The 16,448-nt window shown below is 72.4% G+C and carries 13 protein-coding genes; 5 read left to right on the top strand and 8 right to left on the bottom strand.

Features of this window, described 5'->3' with window-relative positions; translation table 11 throughout:
- Positions 1-133 precede the first annotated feature (133 nt).
- The 7 genes from CP973_RS27595 to CP973_RS27565 form a co-directional block, all read right to left on the bottom strand.
- Positions 134-1,351 (bottom strand): acyl-CoA dehydrogenase family protein, encoded by a 1,218-nt coding sequence (locus CP973_RS27595; RefSeq protein ID WP_150246631.1) that lies wholly within the window; start codon positions 1,349-1,351, stop codon positions 134-136.
- Between the two features lies 1 nt (position 1,352).
- Positions 1,353-1,874, bottom strand: coding sequence for a MaoC family dehydratase (locus tag CP973_RS27590; RefSeq protein ID WP_003981811.1), 522 nt, complete (start codon positions 1,872-1,874; stop codon positions 1,353-1,355).
- A gap of 5 nt (positions 1,875-1,879) precedes the next feature.
- Complete coding sequence (locus tag CP973_RS27585) at positions 1,880-2,878, bottom strand: HpcH/HpaI aldolase/citrate lyase family protein (protein ID WP_150246630.1); 999 nt, start codon at positions 2,876-2,878, stop codon at positions 1,880-1,882.
- Positions 2,875-4,887, bottom strand: a complete 2,013-nt coding sequence (locus CP973_RS27580; protein ID WP_150246629.1) for a protein meaA — start codon at positions 4,885-4,887, stop codon at positions 2,875-2,877. The genes CP973_RS27585 and CP973_RS27580 overlap by 4 nt, the downstream gene beginning before the upstream one ends.
- Before the next feature lie 31 nt (positions 4,888-4,918).
- Positions 4,919-6,256 carry a crotonyl-CoA carboxylase/reductase gene (gene ccrA / locus CP973_RS27575; RefSeq protein WP_150246628.1) on the bottom strand — a complete coding sequence of 446 codons (1,338 nt, stop codon included), beginning with the start codon at positions 6,254-6,256 and terminating at the stop codon, positions 4,919-4,921.
- A gap of 413 nt (positions 6,257-6,669) precedes the next feature.
- A complete protein-coding gene (locus CP973_RS27570) occupies positions 6,670-7,482 on the bottom strand; it encodes a TetR family transcriptional regulator (protein WP_208853311.1) in 813 nt (270 codons plus the stop codon).
- Positions 7,483-7,618: 136 nt separating this feature from the next.
- On the bottom strand, positions 7,619-9,490 hold the full coding sequence (locus tag CP973_RS27565; protein WP_150246626.1) for a 3-hydroxyacyl-CoA dehydrogenase family protein: 1,872 nt from the start codon (positions 9,488-9,490) through the stop codon (positions 7,619-7,621).
- A 359-nt stretch (positions 9,491-9,849) separates the two neighbouring features.
- Here CP973_RS27565 and CP973_RS27560 point away from each other — a divergent pair, with 359 nt between their 5' ends.
- The 3 genes from CP973_RS27560 (at position 9,850) to CP973_RS27550 (ending at position 11,783) form a co-directional block, all read left to right on the top strand.
- On the top strand, positions 9,850-10,476 hold the full coding sequence (locus tag CP973_RS27560) for a HEAT repeat domain-containing protein (RefSeq protein ID WP_150246625.1): 627 nt from the start codon (positions 9,850-9,852) through the stop codon (positions 10,474-10,476).
- Positions 10,477-10,537: 61 nt separating this feature from the next.
- Positions 10,538-11,311, top strand: a complete 774-nt coding sequence (locus CP973_RS27555) for an SDR family NAD(P)-dependent oxidoreductase (RefSeq protein ID WP_150246624.1) — start codon at positions 10,538-10,540, stop codon at positions 11,309-11,311.
- 121 nt (positions 11,312-11,432) lie between these two features.
- Positions 11,433-11,783 (top strand): MerR family transcriptional regulator, encoded by a 351-nt coding sequence (locus CP973_RS27550; protein WP_150250329.1) that lies wholly within the window; start codon positions 11,433-11,435, stop codon positions 11,781-11,783.
- Between the two features lie 15 nt (positions 11,784-11,798).
- On the opposite strand, the gene CP973_RS27545 is transcribed toward CP973_RS27550, so the two are convergent.
- Complete coding sequence (locus CP973_RS27545; RefSeq protein ID WP_167538524.1) at positions 11,799-12,848, bottom strand: Rv2578c family radical SAM protein; 1,050 nt, start codon at positions 12,846-12,848, stop codon at positions 11,799-11,801.
- 335 nt (positions 12,849-13,183) lie between these two features.
- Here CP973_RS27545 and CP973_RS27540 point away from each other — a divergent pair, with 335 nt between their 5' ends.
- Positions 13,184-13,630, top strand: a complete 447-nt coding sequence (locus CP973_RS27540) for an SRPBCC family protein (RefSeq protein WP_150246623.1) — start codon at positions 13,184-13,186, stop codon at positions 13,628-13,630.
- 263 nt (positions 13,631-13,893) lie between these two features.
- Positions 13,894-16,404, top strand: coding sequence for an MFS transporter (locus CP973_RS27535; protein ID WP_150246622.1), 2,511 nt, complete (start codon positions 13,894-13,896; stop codon positions 16,402-16,404).
- Positions 16,405-16,448 lie beyond the last annotated feature (44 nt).

The raw sequence follows: 16,448 nt of genomic DNA, 5'->3' as shown, positions 1-16,448 counted from the left end.
TGGGGGACGGCGGCTTTCCCGGGATGGTATCGGTTGCGAGCGGCAACTGGCCAAGAGCCAGAGCCAATCCGTGGCCGAACAACGATGACGGGGTGTGATCTTCGTCCTGAAGAAAACACCCCAAATCGGGCGTTCACCCCTGGATTCGGTACTCCTCCAGTAGTCGCCGGCCGATGATCATTTTCTGGATCTCGGCGGTTCCTTCACCGATGAGGAGCATCGGTGCCTCCCGGTAGAGGCGCTCGATCTCGTACTCCTTCGAGAAGCCGTAGCCGCCGTGGATGCGGAACGCGTCCTCCACCACCTCCTTGCAGTACTCGGAGGCCAGGTACTTGGCCATGCCCGCCTCCAGGTCGTTTCGCTGCCCGGAGTCCTTTTTGCGTGCGGCGTTGACCATCATCGCATGGGCCGCTTCCACCTTTGTCGCCATTTCGGCAAGTTTGAACTGAATCGCCTGGTGCTGGGCGATCGGCCTGCCGAACGTGTGCCGCTGCTGCGCGTACGAAACGCCCAGCTCGAAGGCGCGCTGCGCGACCCCGCAGCCCCGCGCGGCCACGTTCACCCGCCCGACCTCGACGCCGTCCATCATGTGATAGAAGCCACGTCCGGTCTCGCCGCCGAGGACCCGGTCGGCGGGGACGCGCAGCCCGTCCATGATCAGCTCGGTGGTGTCGACGCCCTTGTAGCCCATCTTGTCGATCTTGCCGGGGATGGTCAGCCCCGGCCGCACCTCGCCGAACCCGGCCTCCTTCTCCACGAGGAAGGTGGTCATCGACTTGTGCGGCGCGGTGCCCTCCGGATGGCCCTCGTCCGTACGGCACAGCACCGCGACCAGAGTTGACGAACCGCCGTTGGTCAGCCACATCTTCTGACCGGTCAGTACGAAATCCCCGCCGTCTCCGCCGTCCCGCACGCCCTTGGACGTGATGGCCGAGACGTCCGAACCGAGCCCCGGCTCCGACATCGAGAAGGCGCCGCGGATCTCACCGGCCGCCATCTTCGGCAGGAAGTACTCCTTCTGCTCCCGCGTTCCGTGCTGCTTGAGCATGTACGCCACGATGAAGTGGGTGTTGATGATGCCCGACACGCTCATCCAGCCGCGGGCGATCTCCTCCACCGTCAGCGCGTACGTCAGCAGCGACTCGCCGAGCCCGCCGTACTCCTCCGGAATCATCAGCCCGAAGACGCCGAGTTCCTTCAGCCCCTCGACTATCCGCGTCGGGTACTCGTCGCGGTGCTCCAGCTCGGTGGCGACCGGCAGAATCTCCTTGTCGACGAAGTCACGGACCGTCGAGAGGATTTCCCGCTGGATGTCCGTCAGGCCCTCGGTCTGCGCGAGGCGTCCGCTCATCTCACTTCTCCTTCCGGGCCGGTTCCCGCAGCTCCGGGCGGCCCGGCTGCTCCCCGCCGCGCTCCTTGACGTACGTGGCCGTGGGCACCATGACCTTGCGCCGGAAGACACACACCAGGGTGCCGTCCTGCTTGTAGCCCTTGGTCTCCACGTACACGATCCCGCGGTCGCTCTTGGACTTCGACGGCGTCTTGTCCAGCACCGTCGTCTCGCCGTAGAGGGTGTCCCCGTGGAACGTGGGCGCGACATGCTTCAGCGACTCGATTTCGAGATTCGCGATCGCCTTGCCCGAAACGTCCGGCACCGACATCCCCAGCAGCAGCGAGTAGATGTAGTTCCCGACGACGACATTCTTCCCGAAGTCCGTGGTCCGCTCCGCGTAGTTGCTGTCCATGTGCAGCGGATGGTGATTCATGGTCAGCAGACAGAAGAGGTGGTCGTCGTATTCCGTGACCGTCTTTCCCGGCCAGTGCTTGTAGACGTCCCCGACGGTGAATTCCTCATAGGTACGGCCGAACTGCATCGCGCTCACGCCTCCGGGGCTTCGAACTTCGAGGTACGGGTCAGGCCGGCGGCGCGGCCCTTTCCGGCGACGACGAGCGCCATCTTGCGGCTGGCCTCGTCGATCATTTCGTCACCGAGCATCGCGGAGCCCTTCTTCCCGCCCGCCTCGGAGGTGTGCCACGCGTACGCGTCCAGGATCAGCTCCGCGTGGTCGTAGTCCTCCTGCGTGGGCGAGAACACCTCGTTGGCGGCCTCGACCTGGCCCGGGTGCAGCACCCACTTGCCGTCGAAGCCCAGCGCCGCGGCGCGCCCGGCGACCTCCTTGTAGCCGTCCACGTTCTTGATCTGGAGGTAGGGGCCGTCGATCGCCTGGAGGTCGTTGGCGCGGGCCGCCATCAGGATGCGCATGAGGATGTAGTGGTAGGCGTCCGCGCCGTACCCGGGCGGCTGCTCGCCCACGACCAGCGTCTTCATGTTGATGGAGGCCATGAAGTCGGCCGGGCCGAAGATGATGGTCTCCAGGCGCGGCGACGCGGCGGCGATGGCGTCCACGTTCACCAGGCCCTTGGCGTTCTCGATCTGCGCCTCGATGCCGATCCGGCCCGCCTCGAAGCCCATGGTCTTCTCGATCTGGCTCAGCAGCAGGTCCAGCGCCACGACCTGCTGGGCGTCCTGCACCTTCGGCAGCATGATGCAGTCGAGGTTCTGGCCCGCGCCCTCGACGACGGTGATGACGTCCCGGTAGGTCCACTCGGTGGTCCAGTCGTTGACCCGCACGACACGCGTCTTGCCGGTCCAGTCGCCGGTGTTCAGCGCGTCGACGATGTTGTGCCGCGCGCCCGGCTTCGCCAGCGGCGCGCAGGCGTCCTCCAGGTCCAGGAAGACCTGGTCGGCGGGGAGGCCCTGGGCCTTCTCCAGGAAGCGCGGGTTGCTGCCCGGCACGGCGAGGCAGGAGCGGCGCGGGCGCAGGCGGTCGACACCGGGGGCGGGAGCCGGCGTGGTGGCGGGCGACGGCTGGGTCATGCGGGGACCTCCAGAGGGTCGAGCTTGTTCGCGGTACGGATCTCGTCGACGATACGGCCGATGATCTCCGTGATACCGAAGTCCTTCGGGGTGAAGACGGCCGCCACTCCGGCTTCCCGGAGGGCCGCCGCGTCGGCGGCGGGGATGATGCCGCCCACGATGACGGGAATGTCCGGAGCGCCGCTGCGGCGCAGCCGCGCCAGCACGTCCGGCACCAGCTCGGCGTGCGAGCCGGACAGGATCGACAGGCCCACGCAGTGCACGTCCTCGGCGACCGCCGCCGTGACGATCTGCTCCGGGGTCAGCCGGATGCCCTGGTAGACCACCTCGAAGCCGGCGTCCCTGGCCCGTACGGCGATCTGCTCCGCGCCGTTGCTGTGCCCGTCCAGGCCGGGCTTGCCGACCAGCAGGCGCAGCCGGCCGCCGCCCAGGTCGGCGGCGGTGCGCTCGACCTTGGCGCGGACCGCGGCGAGCGGGGTGCCCGCCTCGGCGGTGACCGCGAGCGGCGCGCCGGAGACGCCGGTCGGCGCCCGGAACTCGCCGAAGACGTCGCGCAGGGCCCAGGCCCACTCGCCGGTCGTGACCCCCGCGCGGGCGCATTCCAGGGTCGCGGCGAACAGGTTCGTGTCGCCCGCCGCGGCCTTCTTCAGCGCCGACAGCGCCTCCTGCGCGCGGCCCTCGTCGCGGTTGTCCCGCCACGCGTGCAGCGCCCGCACCACGCCCGCCTCGTTGTCCGGGTCGACGGTCATGACGGCGGTGTCCAGGTCGGCGGTGAGCGGGTTCGGCTCGGTCGACTGGTAGCAGTTGACGCCGACGATCTTCTCCTCGCCCGCCTCGATCCGGGCCCGCCGCTCCGCGTGCGAGGAGACCAGCTGCGACTTCAGGTAGCCGGACTCGACGGCGGCCATCACCCCGCCCATGTCCGCGATGCGGTCCATCTCCGCCAGGCTGCCCCGGACCAGCTCCTCGACCTTGGCCTCGATGACGTGCGACCCGGCGAAGATGTCCTCGTACTCCAGCAGGTCCGACTCGTGGGCCAGCACCTGCTGGATGCGCAGCGACCACTGCTGGTCCCACGGCCGCGGCAGCCCCAGCGCCTCGTTCCAGGCCGGGAGCTGCACGGCGCGGGCGCGGGCGTCCTTGGACAGGGTGACCGCCAGCATCTCCAGCACGATCCGCTGGACGTTGTTCTCCGGCTGCGCCTCCGTCAGGCCGAGCGAGTTGACCTGGACGCCGTACCGGAAGCGGCGCTGCTTGGGGTTCTCGACGCCGTACCGCTCCCGGGTGACCTGCTCCCAGATGCGGCCGAAGGCGCGCATCTTGCACATCTCCTCGATGAACCGGACGCCGGCGTTGACGAAGAACGAGATCCGCGCGACGACGTCACCGAACTTCTCCGGCGGCACCTGCCCCGAGTCCCGTACGGCGTCGAGCACGGCGACCGCGGTGCTCATCGCGTACGCGATCTCCTGCACCGGTGTGGCCCCGGCCTCCTGGAGGTGGTAGCTGCAGATGTTGATCGGGTTCCACTTGGGGATGTGCGCCACCGTGTACGCGATCATGTCGGTGGTCAGCCGCAGGCTCGGCCCCGGCGGGAAGACGTGCGTCCCGCGCGAGAGGTACTCCTTGACGATGTCGTTCTGCGTGGTGCCCGACAGCTTGCCGATGTCGGCGCCCTGCTCCTCGGCGACGACCTCGTAGAGCGCCAGCAGCCACATGGCCGTGGCGTTGATGGTCATCGAGGTGTTCATCTGCTCCAGGGGGATGTCCTGGAACAGCCGCCGCATGTCACCGAGGTGGGAGACGGGGACCCCGACCCGGCCGACCTCGCCGCGGGCGAGGACGTGGTCCGGGTCGTAACCGGTCTGCGTCGGCAGGTCGAAGGCGACCGACAGGCCCGTCTGGCCCTTGGCGAGGTTGCGCCGGTAGAGCGCGTTGGACGCCTCGGCGGTGGAGTGCCCGGCGTAGGTCCGCATCAGCCACGGACGATCCTTGTGACGTTCGGTCATGTGGGGTCCCGTACTCTCGCGTCCCTCCGGGTCAGACGTTCCGGAAGCGGTTGATGGCGTCGAGGTGCTTCGCCCGCATCTCCGCGTCGCGCACGCCCATGCCCTCCTCGGGCGCCAGCGCGAGGACGCCGACCTTGCCCTGGTGGAGGTTGCGATGCACGTCGTAGGCGGCCTGCCCGGTCTCCTCCAGGGAGTACGTCTTCGACAGCGTCGGGTGGATCTTGCCCTTGGCGATCAGGCGGTTGGCCTCCCACGCCTCGCGGTAGTTGGCGAAGTGCGAGCCGACGATGCGCTTGAGCGACATCCACAGGTAGCGGTTGTCGTACTCGTGGGTGTACCCGGAGGTGGAGGCGCAGGTGACGATGGTGCCGCCCTTGCGCGTGACGTACACGCTCGCGCCGAACGTCTCGCGCCCCGGGTGCTCGAAGACGATGTCCACGTCCTCCCCGCCGGTCAGTTCGCGGATGCGCTTGCCGAAGCGCTTCCACTCCTTGGGGTCCTGGGTGCGCTCGTCCTTCCAGAACCTGTAGCCCTCGGCGTTCCGGTCGATGATCGCCTCGGCGCCCATCTTCCGGCAGATCTCCGCCTTCTGGTCACTGGAGACCACACAGATCGGGTTGGCGCCGCCGGCCAGCGCGAACTGCGTGGCGTACGAGCCGAGTCCGCCGCTGGCGCCCCAGATCAGCACGTTGTCGCCCTGCTTCATCCCGGCGCCGTTGCGGGAGACCAGCTGGCGGTACGCGGTGGAGTTGACCAGCCCGGGCGCCGCCGCCTCCTCCCAGCTCAGGTGCCCCGGCTTGGGCATCAGCTGGTTGGACTTGACGAGCGCGATCTCGGCCAGGCCGCCGAAGTTGGTCTCGAAGCCCCAGATGCGCTGCTCGGGGTCGAGCATCGTGTCGTTGTGCCCGTCGGCGGACTCCAGCTCGACGGACAGGCAGTGCGCGACGACCTCGTCGCCGGGCTTCCAGGAGTTCACGCCGGGCCCGGTGCGCAGCACGACGCCCGCCAGGTCGGAACCGATCACGTGGTACGGCAGGTCGTGCCGCTTGGCCAGCGGCGACAGCCTGCCGTAGCGCTCCAGGAACCCGAAGGTGGACATCGGCTCGAAGATCGAGGTCCAGACGCTGTTGTAGTTCACCGAGGAGGCCATGACGGCCACCAGGGCCTCGCCGGGGCCCAGTTCGGGCACCGGCACCTCCTCGACGTGCAGCGACTTGCGGGGGTCCTTCTCCTTGGCGGGCAGGCCGTCGAACATGTCGGCCTCGTCCTTGTGCACGGTCACCGCGCGGTAGGAGTCGGGCAGGGGCAGAGCGGCGAAGTCTTCGCTGGTGCTCTCTGGCGCGAGGATCGCGTCAAGTATCTGGTTCACGGTGTGCCTCCGGCGAAGCCAGTCGAAAGCGGCTTGAGGGTACGTCGGGGGTGGTGCGGAAGGCCGTCGGTCCGGCTGAGGGGTGTTTCCGGCAGCGCGGGTGAGCGCGGTGAGGGTGCCTGTGACGCAGGCGCCCGGGCGGGCAGGCGCGAAGGGCCTGCCGGGACAGCCGGAGCGCGGTGGTTTGCGCCCCGCTCCGGTCACCCGGACAACATCAACGTATGACACCGCGTGCCAGCCGACAAGACACTGAGTGCCAACAATTTCTCTCAGATGTCATCTGGGGGGCACGCATGAGCGGCACTACGGCCAGCCGAAATGGTGAAATGTCGCCCTTTATGAGGCCGAATGGTCGGCAGCGCCCTGGCGCCGGGGGTGGCGCACGCCACCCCCGGCGCCAGGGCGTACACGGCTCAGGACCGCTGCTTGAGCGCCTTCTCGATCGTGCGCATGACCTCGTCCAGGGGCGCGTCCGTACGGGCCACCGTCACCAGGACCTCGCCCTGCCGCGCCGTCCGCGCCGGGGGCTCCTGGCGCGCCTGGCCGCCCCGGCCGCGGCCCGCGCCGATGCCCGTGCCGAAGGTGGCGCGGACGATCGCGAAGGCGTGGTCGAGCTGGGCCTCCACGTCCCCCTCGGCGCCCGCCCGCAGCCAGCGTCGCAGCACGTGGTTGTGGGCGGTGACGACGGCGGAGGCGGCGACCTCGGCGAGCAGCGGGTCGTCGTCGCCCTCGTGGTGGGCGCCCTCGTCGAAGTGGCCGAGGAGATAACGGGTGAAGAGCCGTTCGTAGCGGGCCACCGAGGCGATCTCGGCCTCCCGGAGGGTGGGCACCTCGCGGGTCAGCCGGTAGCGGGCCACCGAGACGGCGGGGGAGGCCGCGTACATCCGCATGACCTCCTTGATGCCGCGGCAGACCGTGTCGAGCGGGTGCTCGTGCGCGGGCGCCGCGTCCAGGACGGCCTCGGCCCGTACGAGGGTGTCGTCGTGGTCGGGGAAGATCGCCTCTTCCTTGGAGCGGAAGTGGCGGAAGAACGTGCGGCGGGCGACACCGGCCGCGGCCGCGATCTCGTCGACCGTCGTCGCCTCGTAGCCCTTGGCGGCGAACAGTTCCATCGCGGCGGCCGCCAGTTCGCGGCGCATCTTCAGGCGTTGGGCGGCGGCCCGGCGGGTGCCGGGGGTGGTCGGTTCGGTTCCGTCGGACGACTGCGTACGGGCGGGCTGGGACATGTGGGGACGGTACTGCATATTTCCGCTGCCTGCGGCATCAGCCGTCGCTCGGGCCCCTCCCGGGTGCGGGCCGCCGGAAGGGTCCAGCAGCCCGCCCCACCCGCCGCCGGCCGGCGGCGGGGCCGTCCGCCACGCGTCAGCGCCGGGCGTACTCACGGAAGCCGCGGCCGGTCTTGCGGCCCAGGCAGCCCGCGGCGACGAGGTGTTCCAGCAGCGGGGCCGGCGCCAGGCCGGGGTCGCGGAACTCGGCGTGCAGTACCTTCTCGATGGCCAGCGACACATCCAGGCCGACCACGTCGAGCAGCTCGAACGGGCCCATCGGGTAGCCGCCGCCCAGCTTCATCGCGGCGTCGATGTCGTCCGGTGTCGCATAGTGCTCCTGCACCATCTTGACCGCGTTGTTCAGGTACGGGAACAGCAGGGCGTTCACGATGAACCCGGCCCGGTCGCCGCAGTCCACCGGGTGCTTGCGGACCCGGGCGCACACCGCGCGCACGGTCGCGTGCACGTCGTCCGCGGTCAGGACGGTCCGCACGACCTCGACCAGCTTCATGGCCGGCGCCGGGTTGAAGAAGTGCATCCCGATCACGTCCCGCGGGCGCGAGGTGGCCCGCGCGCAGGCCACCACGGGCAGCGAGGAGGTGGTGGTGGCCAGGACGGCGCCCGGCTTGCACACCTTGTCCAGCGTCGCGAACAGCTGCCGCTTGACCTCCAGGTCCTCGGCGACCGCCTCGACCGCGAGGTCCACGTCGGCCAGCGCGTCCAGCGTCCCGGCGGGGGTGATCGCGTCGAGGGCGGCCTCCCGCGCCTCGGCGGTCAGCCGCCCCTTCTTCACGGAACGGTCCAGCGACTTGGCGACGCGTGCCTTGGCCGCCTCGGCCTTCTCCAGGCTGCGGGCCGCCAGCACCACCGGGAAGCCGGACTTGGCGAAGACCTCGGCGATCCCGCTCGCCATCGTCCCCGAGCCGGCCACCCCGACACCGCGCACCGTGCGCCCGGCGGCCGTTTCGTGGGCCCCGGCGGGCGAGTGGACGTCCGGCACGACGGCGGCGCTGCCCGGCGCCTCGTACGTGTAGAAGCCGCGGCCCGCCTTGCGGCCGGTCAGCCCCGCCTCGGCGAGCTGGCCCAGGATCGGCGCGGGCGCGTGCAGCCGGTCGCGGGAGGCCGCGTACATGGCCTCCAGGACCGTACGGGCGGTGTCCACGCCGATCAGGTCGAGCAGCGCCAGCGGGCCCATGGGCAGGCCGCAGCCCAGCTTCATCGCGGCGTCGATGTCCTCGCGGGTGGCGTACCGCGACTCGTACATCGCGGCGGCCTGGTTCAGATAGCCGAACAGCAGCCCGTCGGCGACGAAGCCGGGCCGGTCGCCGACCGCGATCGGCTCCTTGCCCAGCTCGCGGGCCAGTTCGGTGACGGCCGTGACGGCGGCCGGCGCGGTCAGCACGCAGGAGACCACCTCGACCAGCTTCATGGCCGGCGCCGGGTTGAAGAAGTGCAGGCCCAGCACGCGCTCCGGGTGCCGGGAGTCGGCCGCCAGGCGGGTCACGGACAGCGCGTTGGTGCCGGTGGCGAGGATGGCGTCGGGCCGCACGATGCCGTCCAGCTCGGCGAAGACCTGCCGCTTGAGCTCGTAGTCCTCCGGCACGACCTCGATGACGAGGTCCGCGTCGGCGGCGGCCTGGAGGTCGCGGAACGTACGGAAGCGGGCCAGGGCGTCCTGCCGCTCGCGCTCGGTGACGCGCTCCCGGCGCACCGCCCGCGCGGTGGACGCCTCCAGGGTCGCGACGGCGCGGCGGGCGGCGGTGTCGTCGATGTCGATGCCTATCACCTCGCGGCCGGCGCGGGTGAGCACCTCGGCTATGCCGGTGCCCATCGTGCCGAGGCCGATGACGGCCACGGTGGCGGGCGTTCGGGGCGCGGCGGGGGGCGAAGGGGTGGTGGAGACGGTGGAGACCTGGGGAACGGTGGCGGCGTCGGCCGGGCGGCCAGGTGTGGACTGAGGGTCCATCGCGAGACTCCATGGAGTGGATCCCGTGCGGACAGGGGCTCCCGAGGGAGGAGGACCGATGTGCGCAGGGGAAAGTGACGACTGAGGAGGGGGCCGGGCACATGCAGAACATGCATGACCCTAGCGGATGTTGATCGGCGGGGCCCTGTCCCGAGGCCGCGCCGTGAAGGCCGTGCTGTACGCCGAACCGACCGCACGCTGTGGCGGCTGCGTCACCAGGCCGCCGGGGCAGGGGTGCTGCCCGTGCCCAGCAGATTAACTCGTCGGTAACCAACAGCGCCAGGGGTTGGCGCGGGATTTAGGCTGTGGCTCGGGCCACGTCGCACGTACCGTGAGGAATCCGCGGGAGGGAGCGGCAAATGGAAGATGAATTCCACGAGTTGACGGACCGGGTGCGTGCCGAACTCCGCTCCCCGCAGGATCTCGTCGCCTACGAGCGGCTCCTCGGGCTGGCGCGCAAGAACACCCCGGCGGGGCGCGAGGAACTGGCCCGGGTGCTCACCGCGGTCGAGCGCCCGCTGTGGGCACGGGAAATCGCGGCGTTCATCCTGGGGAGCGCGGGCGACCGCCGCGCCTTCGAGACCCTCGTCCTGCTCCTCAACTACCGCGATCCGGTGCGCTGCGCCACCGCCGCGCACGCCCTCGGCCGCCTCGGCGACCCGCGCACCGCCCGCGCCGCCGCGGCCCTCGCCACCAACCCCCTGCGCACCGCCTACGCCCTCCACCCGGTCCGCCTCCTGGCCGAACTCCGCGCCCCCGAATCCGTCCCCGCCCTGATAGCGACCCTGGAACGCCTCCTCACCCCGCACAACCCGTACTGGCGCGTGGCCCTGGCCTGCGTGGAAGGCCTGGGCGCCCTGGGTGACCGGCGCGCGGTCCCGGTCCTCACCGCGGCGCTCGACCACCCCCGGCTCGCCGCGGCGGCAGCGGCCTCGCTGGCGCGGCTGGGGATCCAGGGGGAGCCGGGGGAGCGGGCGGGGTCCTGAGTGGCGCGTGATGTCTAGGGTTTGACCTTGACATTGGCGACAACGTCCCAGGCTGTGGCCGATGAGCACGGAACAGCCGCGTGGGCGGCAGCAGGGACAGGGCCGGGTCGTCGTGGTGACGGGCGCGGGGACCGGGATCGGGCGGGCCACGGCGCGGCGGTTCGCGGCGGCAGGGGACCGGGTGGTCGCGGTGGGGCGGCGGCCCGGGCCGCTGGCCGAGGCCGCGCAGGGGCACGGGGCGATCGAGCCGTACGTCGCCGACATCACCGCCGACGGGGCGGCGGAGGAGATCACCGAGCACGCGGTGCGACGCCACGGGCGGCTGGACGTGCTGGTCAACAACGCCGGGATCGTGGGCGGCGGAAGCCTGGGGTCGCTGACCCGGGAGCGGATCGAGCCGCAGCTCGCGACGAACCTGGTGGCGCCGGTACTGCTGACGCAGGCGGCGCTGCCGTATCTGGAGGAGACCGGCGGCGTGGTGGTGAACATCAGCACCTCGGTCGGACAGCGGGCCTGGCCGGGGAACGCGGTCTACGGTGCCACCAAGGCCGGCCTCGAACTGCTCACCCGCAGCTGGGCGGTGGAACTGGCGCCGCGCGGGATCCGGGTCGTGGGCGTCGCGCCCGGGGCGGTCGACACCCCCATCGGGGAACACCAGGGGCTGACCGCCGAGCAGCGGGCGGCGGTACGGCAGTGGCAGATCGGGCACACGCCGCTGGGCCGGGTCGGCCGGCCGGAGGAGGTCGCGTGGGCCGTCGTACAGCTCGCCTCGGCCGCGGCGTCGTTCGTGACGGGGGTGATCCTGCCGGTCGACGGCGGGGCGGTGGTGGCCTGACGCCGCCCTGGAGACGGCCGGGTTCCGCGGCCCGGCCGGCCCACTGGGGAATTCCCTGGGATCTGCCGGCCCACGCCGTTGTCAGTGCCTCCTGCTACAACAATGGCGGGAGGTGAGGCCGGTGCGGATCGGCGAGCTGGCCGCGGTGACGGGGGTGTCCTCGCGGGCCTTGCGGCACTACGAAGGGGCGGGACTGATCACGTCGGTCCGTGCCCACAACGGCTACCGGGTGTACGACGCGGGCGCGGCCGTCCGGGTGCGCAACATCCGGCATCTGCTGGACGCGGGTCTGACCCTGGCCGACGTGAGCTGCTTCGCGGCCTGTCTGGACGGGGACATGACGACGGCGCCGCCCTCGGCGGAGGGGCTGCGCATAGCCCGCGAGCGGCTCGCCGTCATCGACGAGCGCATAGCCGCCCAGACCCGGGCCCGGGACCGGCTCGCCCACGCCCTCGCGGCGGCGGAGGCGTAGGCGTAGGCCGGAGGTTCACAGCAGCGCGAGCTGCGTGTGTCCGGGGGCGGAGCCTGTTGCCGGGGCCGTGCCGGCCTCCGCGGGGTCCGTGCCGGGCGCCGGCCGGGTGATGCGCCGCGCCTCCCCGGCGCGGGCCGGGCCGATGCCGTACTCGTCCGCCAGCTCGTGCACCTGGCGCGTGATCCGGCGCTGGTACCACTTGGGGGCGTACGCGCCGTCCGCGTACATCCGCTCGTAGCGCCGTACGAGATGGGGGTGGTGCCGGGCCAGCCACGCCATGAACCACTCGCGGGCGCCGGGGCGCAGGTGCAGGACGAGCGGGGTCACGGAGGTGGCGCCGGCGGCGGCGATGGCTCGTACGGTCGCGCGCAGCTGGGCGGGGGAGTCGCCGAGGAAGGGGATCACCGGGGCCATCAGCACTCCGGCCGGGATGCCGTGCCGGGCCAGGGTGCGGACGACGTCCAGGCGGCGTTCCGGCGCGGGCGTGCCCGGTTCGACGGTGCGCCACAGCTCGCGGTCGACGAAGCCGACCGAGACGGAGACGCCGACCTCGGTGACCGCGGCGGCCTGCCGCAGCAGGTCGAGGTCGCGCAGGATCAGGGTGCCCTTGGTGAGGACGGAGAAGGGGTTGGCGCGGTCCCGCAGGGCCGTGAGGATGCCGGGCATGAGCTGGTAGCGGCCCTCGGCGCGCTGGTAGCAGTCGACGTTGGTGCCCATGGCTATGTGCTCGCCGCGCCAGCGGGGCGCGGCCAGCTCGCGCCGCAGCAGTTCGGGCGCGTTGACCTTCACCACGATCTGGGAGTCGAAGTCCAGCCCGGTGTCCAGGTCGAGATAGCCGTGGGTCCGGCGGGCGAAGCAGTAGACGCAGGCGTGGGTGCAGCCGCGGTAGGGGTTCACCGTCCGTTCGAACGGCATGCGGGAGGCGCCGGGCACCTGGTTGATGATCGAGCGGGCGCGTACCTCGTGGAAGGTGATCCCCCGGAATTCGGGGGTGTCGATCGTACGGCTGACGACATCCGTGCCGAAGAGGGCGGCGGACTGCTCGCCCAGATTCTCCCAGCGCATCGCGCTTCCTCCTGAGTCCCTCGGCCCCCCGGCGGTGTTCCCTCGCTGTGCCCCGGCGCTCCGGCTCCCCGCCCGGGCGCTGTCCCGGGGCGCTCGGTGGCCCCGCTGTTCGAGATAATAGAACAAGCGTTCCCACGGAGTCTGTCACACCGTGTCCCGGCGCGTCGCGGGGCCGCGCCCGCCCTCGTACGGCAGCCGCGCGCCCGCCCCGTACGGCGGCCGGGCGCCCGTGGGCCCGGGCCGCGCGCCTAAGGTGGTGTTCCCGCGGCGCGGCACGGCGCCGGTACGGCCCACGGGCCGCGGGAACAGCAGACGAGCACCGGAGGAAGAGACACATGGGCCAGGTCGAGGCCACCACGCAGCGCGAGATCGCGGCGGACCCGGAGGACGTGTTCGACGCGCTCGCCGACTACAGCGGTACGCGCCGCAAGCTGCTGCCCGAGCACTTCAGCGAGTACGAGGTGCGCGAGGGCGGCGACGGCAAGGGCACCCTCGTCCACTGGAAGCTCCAGGCCACGAGCAAGCGGGTGCGCGACTGCCTGCTGGAGGTCGACGAGCCGACCGACGGACAGCTGGTGGAGAAGGACCGCAACTCCTCCATGGTGACGGCCTGGGTGGTCACCCCGGCGGGCGAGGGCCGCGCCAAGGTCGTCGTCACCACGACCTGGCAGGGCGCCAGCGGCATCGGCGGCTTCTTCGAGCGGACCTTCGCGCCGAAGGGGCTGGCCCGGATCTACGACGAGGTGCTCGCCAACCTCGCCGCGGAGACGGAGAAGAAGTAGCCGTCACGCCCGGCCGGACGCCGCCGCGGTCCCTTCAGGGGCCGCGGCATGCTCACCGGTTCGGGTGGTTTCCATGGGCCCGCCGTCCGTGCCGGAACGTACCGCCACCTCCGGGAAACCCCTGATGGGCGCCCGACGGACGCGCCCGGAAGCGTAGTTGGGGCCAGTGCCGTCCCCGGCGCCCCCGTCCGCCGCGCTTGAACGCCCTCGTCGCCGGTGCAACAAAAGGGGCGGCGGCGCAGGCGTGACGAGGGGAGCAGTTCGTGGGCGGTACCACCCTGACCGAACAGGGGCGGTGGGAGGGGACACCGGACACGCGTCCGGTCCGGACGGGCGGTGACGGCCCGCCTCCGGACGCCCGCCGGACGCCGGGTCTTCCCGTCGTCCTCCCCCTGGCCCTGCTGCCCGCGGCCCTCGGCCCGACGGTCGCCGTCACCGCCCTCCCGGAGATCGCCGCCGACCTGCGCGGCCCGGAGCCCGTCTCCTGGCTGCTGACCGCGTTCCTCTTCGCCGCCGCGGCCGGCCTGCCCCTGCACGCCAGGCTCGGCGAGGTGACCGGCCGCCGGGCCGCCCTCGTCGTGGCCGCCCTCCTGTTCACCGCCGGCTCGGTGCTGGCCGGCCGCGCGCACGCGACGGGCGAACTGACGGCTTTCCGCGCCCTCCAGGGCGCCGGGGCCGGGGGACTGGTCGCCGGGGTCCACGCGGTCCTCGCGGCGCTGGTCCCGCCCGGGGTGCGCCGCCGGACCCTGGGGGTGACGGGCACCGTCTGCGGACTCGTCGGCGCCGCGGGGCCGTTGCTCGGCGGCTACCTCACCGATCACGCCTCCTGGCGCTGGTGCTTCTTCTCGGGTGTGCCGTTCGGTGTCCTCGCGCTGCTCGTGACGGCGTTCGTGCCGAAGCTGCCGCGGCCCGCCGTACGGCCCAGGGCGGACCTGACGGGCGCGCTGCTGCTGGCCGCTTGTGCCACCTGTCTCCTGCTGCTGGCCGATTGGGGCGGTACGCAACACGCCTGGACCTCGCGGACGGTCCTCGGGCTCGGGCTGGGCGCGCTCGGCACGGCGCTGCTCTTCGTCGCCGTCGAGTACTTCGCCACCGACCCGCTCCTGCCGCTGCACCTCTTCCGGGACGCGGTGTTCGCCGTCACGGGGCTGGTCGGCGCGGCCCTGGGCGCCGCGCTCTTCGGGATCGCGGGCTACCTGCCCACCTTCCTGCCGGTGACCGACGGTGCGTCGCCCACCCGGTCCGGGCTGCTGATGCTGCCGCTGACGGCGGGCCTCGTGCTCGGCGCGGCCCTGAGCGGGCACCTCGTCCGCCGTACCGGCCGCCACCGCGTGCTCCTGGCGCTGGGCTGCGCGCTGGCGGGCGGGGCGATGTGGCTGCTGTGCCGGGTGCCGCAGGACGCCGGACGGCCGGTGCACAGCCTCGGAACGGGCGTGCTGGGCCTGGGGGTCGGCTGCGTGCTGCCGGCGCTCGTCCTGGCCGTACGCGCCTCCGTGCGGCGCGCCGGGCCCGCCCCCGCCCCCGGCGCCACCCTGCGGCGCCTCGGCGGCAGTGTCGCCGCGGGCCTGTTCGCGACCTTCCTCGCCGACCGGCTGGCCGCGCACCTCGTCCACCGCCCGGCCGGGACGGGCCGGTACGCCGAGCCGGAGGCGCTGGTTCCGGGGCTGCTGAGCGCGGTGCCCGCGGCGCTGCACGACGGTCCGGCCGCGGCCTACGCGCACACCGTGCCGCGTGTCTTCCTCTACCTCCTGCCGGTGCTTCTCCTGGGCCTGCTGCTCGCCGTCTTCCGGAAAGAGAACCCCCTGGTGTCCCACACCTCCCACGTCCCACCCGCTCCGCACGCCCCGCTTCCGCCGCCCGCCGGGCCGCGGGAGGCCGCCCCGGTCCCCCACGCGCGTACCGAGGCGGCCGTCCCCCGCGCGCCGGAGCGCCCGGACCGGGACCCGGCGCCGTCCGTACCGGCCGCCGTCCCGTCCGTACCCGCCGCCCCGCCCGCGTCCGAGGACCCCTCCGTCCCCGGCGTCCCGGTGTGCGGCACGGTCCGGCACCGCGACGGCAGCACGGTGCCCTGCGCCGCCCTCACGCTCATCGACACCGGCGGGCGCCAGGTGGGGCGCGGCGCGACCGGTGACGACGGCCGGTACGCGCTCAGCACACCGGGCCCCGGCGCGTACGTGCTGATCGCGGCGGCGGGCGGGCACCGGCCGCAGGCGGTCGCGGTCAGCGTCGGCGAGCGGCCGGTCGGCCTGGACGTGGTGCTCGGCGGGGCCGGGCGGCTGGCCGGCGCGGTCACCACCGCCGACGGCGTTCCCGTCCGCGACGCCACGGTCACGCTGACGGACGTGCGCGGCGAGGTCGTCGCCACCGCCCGCAGCGGGCGCGAGGGCGGCTACGTCCTCACGGAGCTGGTGGCCGGGGACTACACCCTCGCCGTCAGCGCCCCCGGCTATCGCCCCACCGCCCTGCCGGTCACCGCCCAGGCGGCCCGGGAGACCCGGCAGGACATCGAACTGTCGGGCGGCGCGGTGCTGCGCGGCACCGTCCGGGCCGGTGACGGGCGCCCCGTCGGGGACGCCCGGGTCACGCTGCTGGACGCGGCCGGCAACGTGGTGGACACCGCGACCACCGGCCCGGACGGGCTGTTCCGCTTCGTCGACCTGTCGGCGGGCGAGTACACCGTCATCGCGGCGGGCTATCCGCCGGTGGCGACCGTACTCCAGGTGACGGGCGGCGGCCGTACCGAGCGTGATCTCCAGCTCGGCCACGGGGACTGACCGCGCGCCCGCCCCGGCCGGTGCCGGTCACGCGAAACCGGCAC

It is taken from the genome of Streptomyces albofaciens JCM 4342 (assembly GCF_008634025.1).
Classification (GTDB): domain Bacteria; phylum Actinomycetota; class Actinomycetes; order Streptomycetales; family Streptomycetaceae; genus Streptomyces; species Streptomyces albofaciens.
Note: the sequence above shows the minus strand (reverse complement) of the source record. Positions and strands in the feature narration are given on the sequence as shown.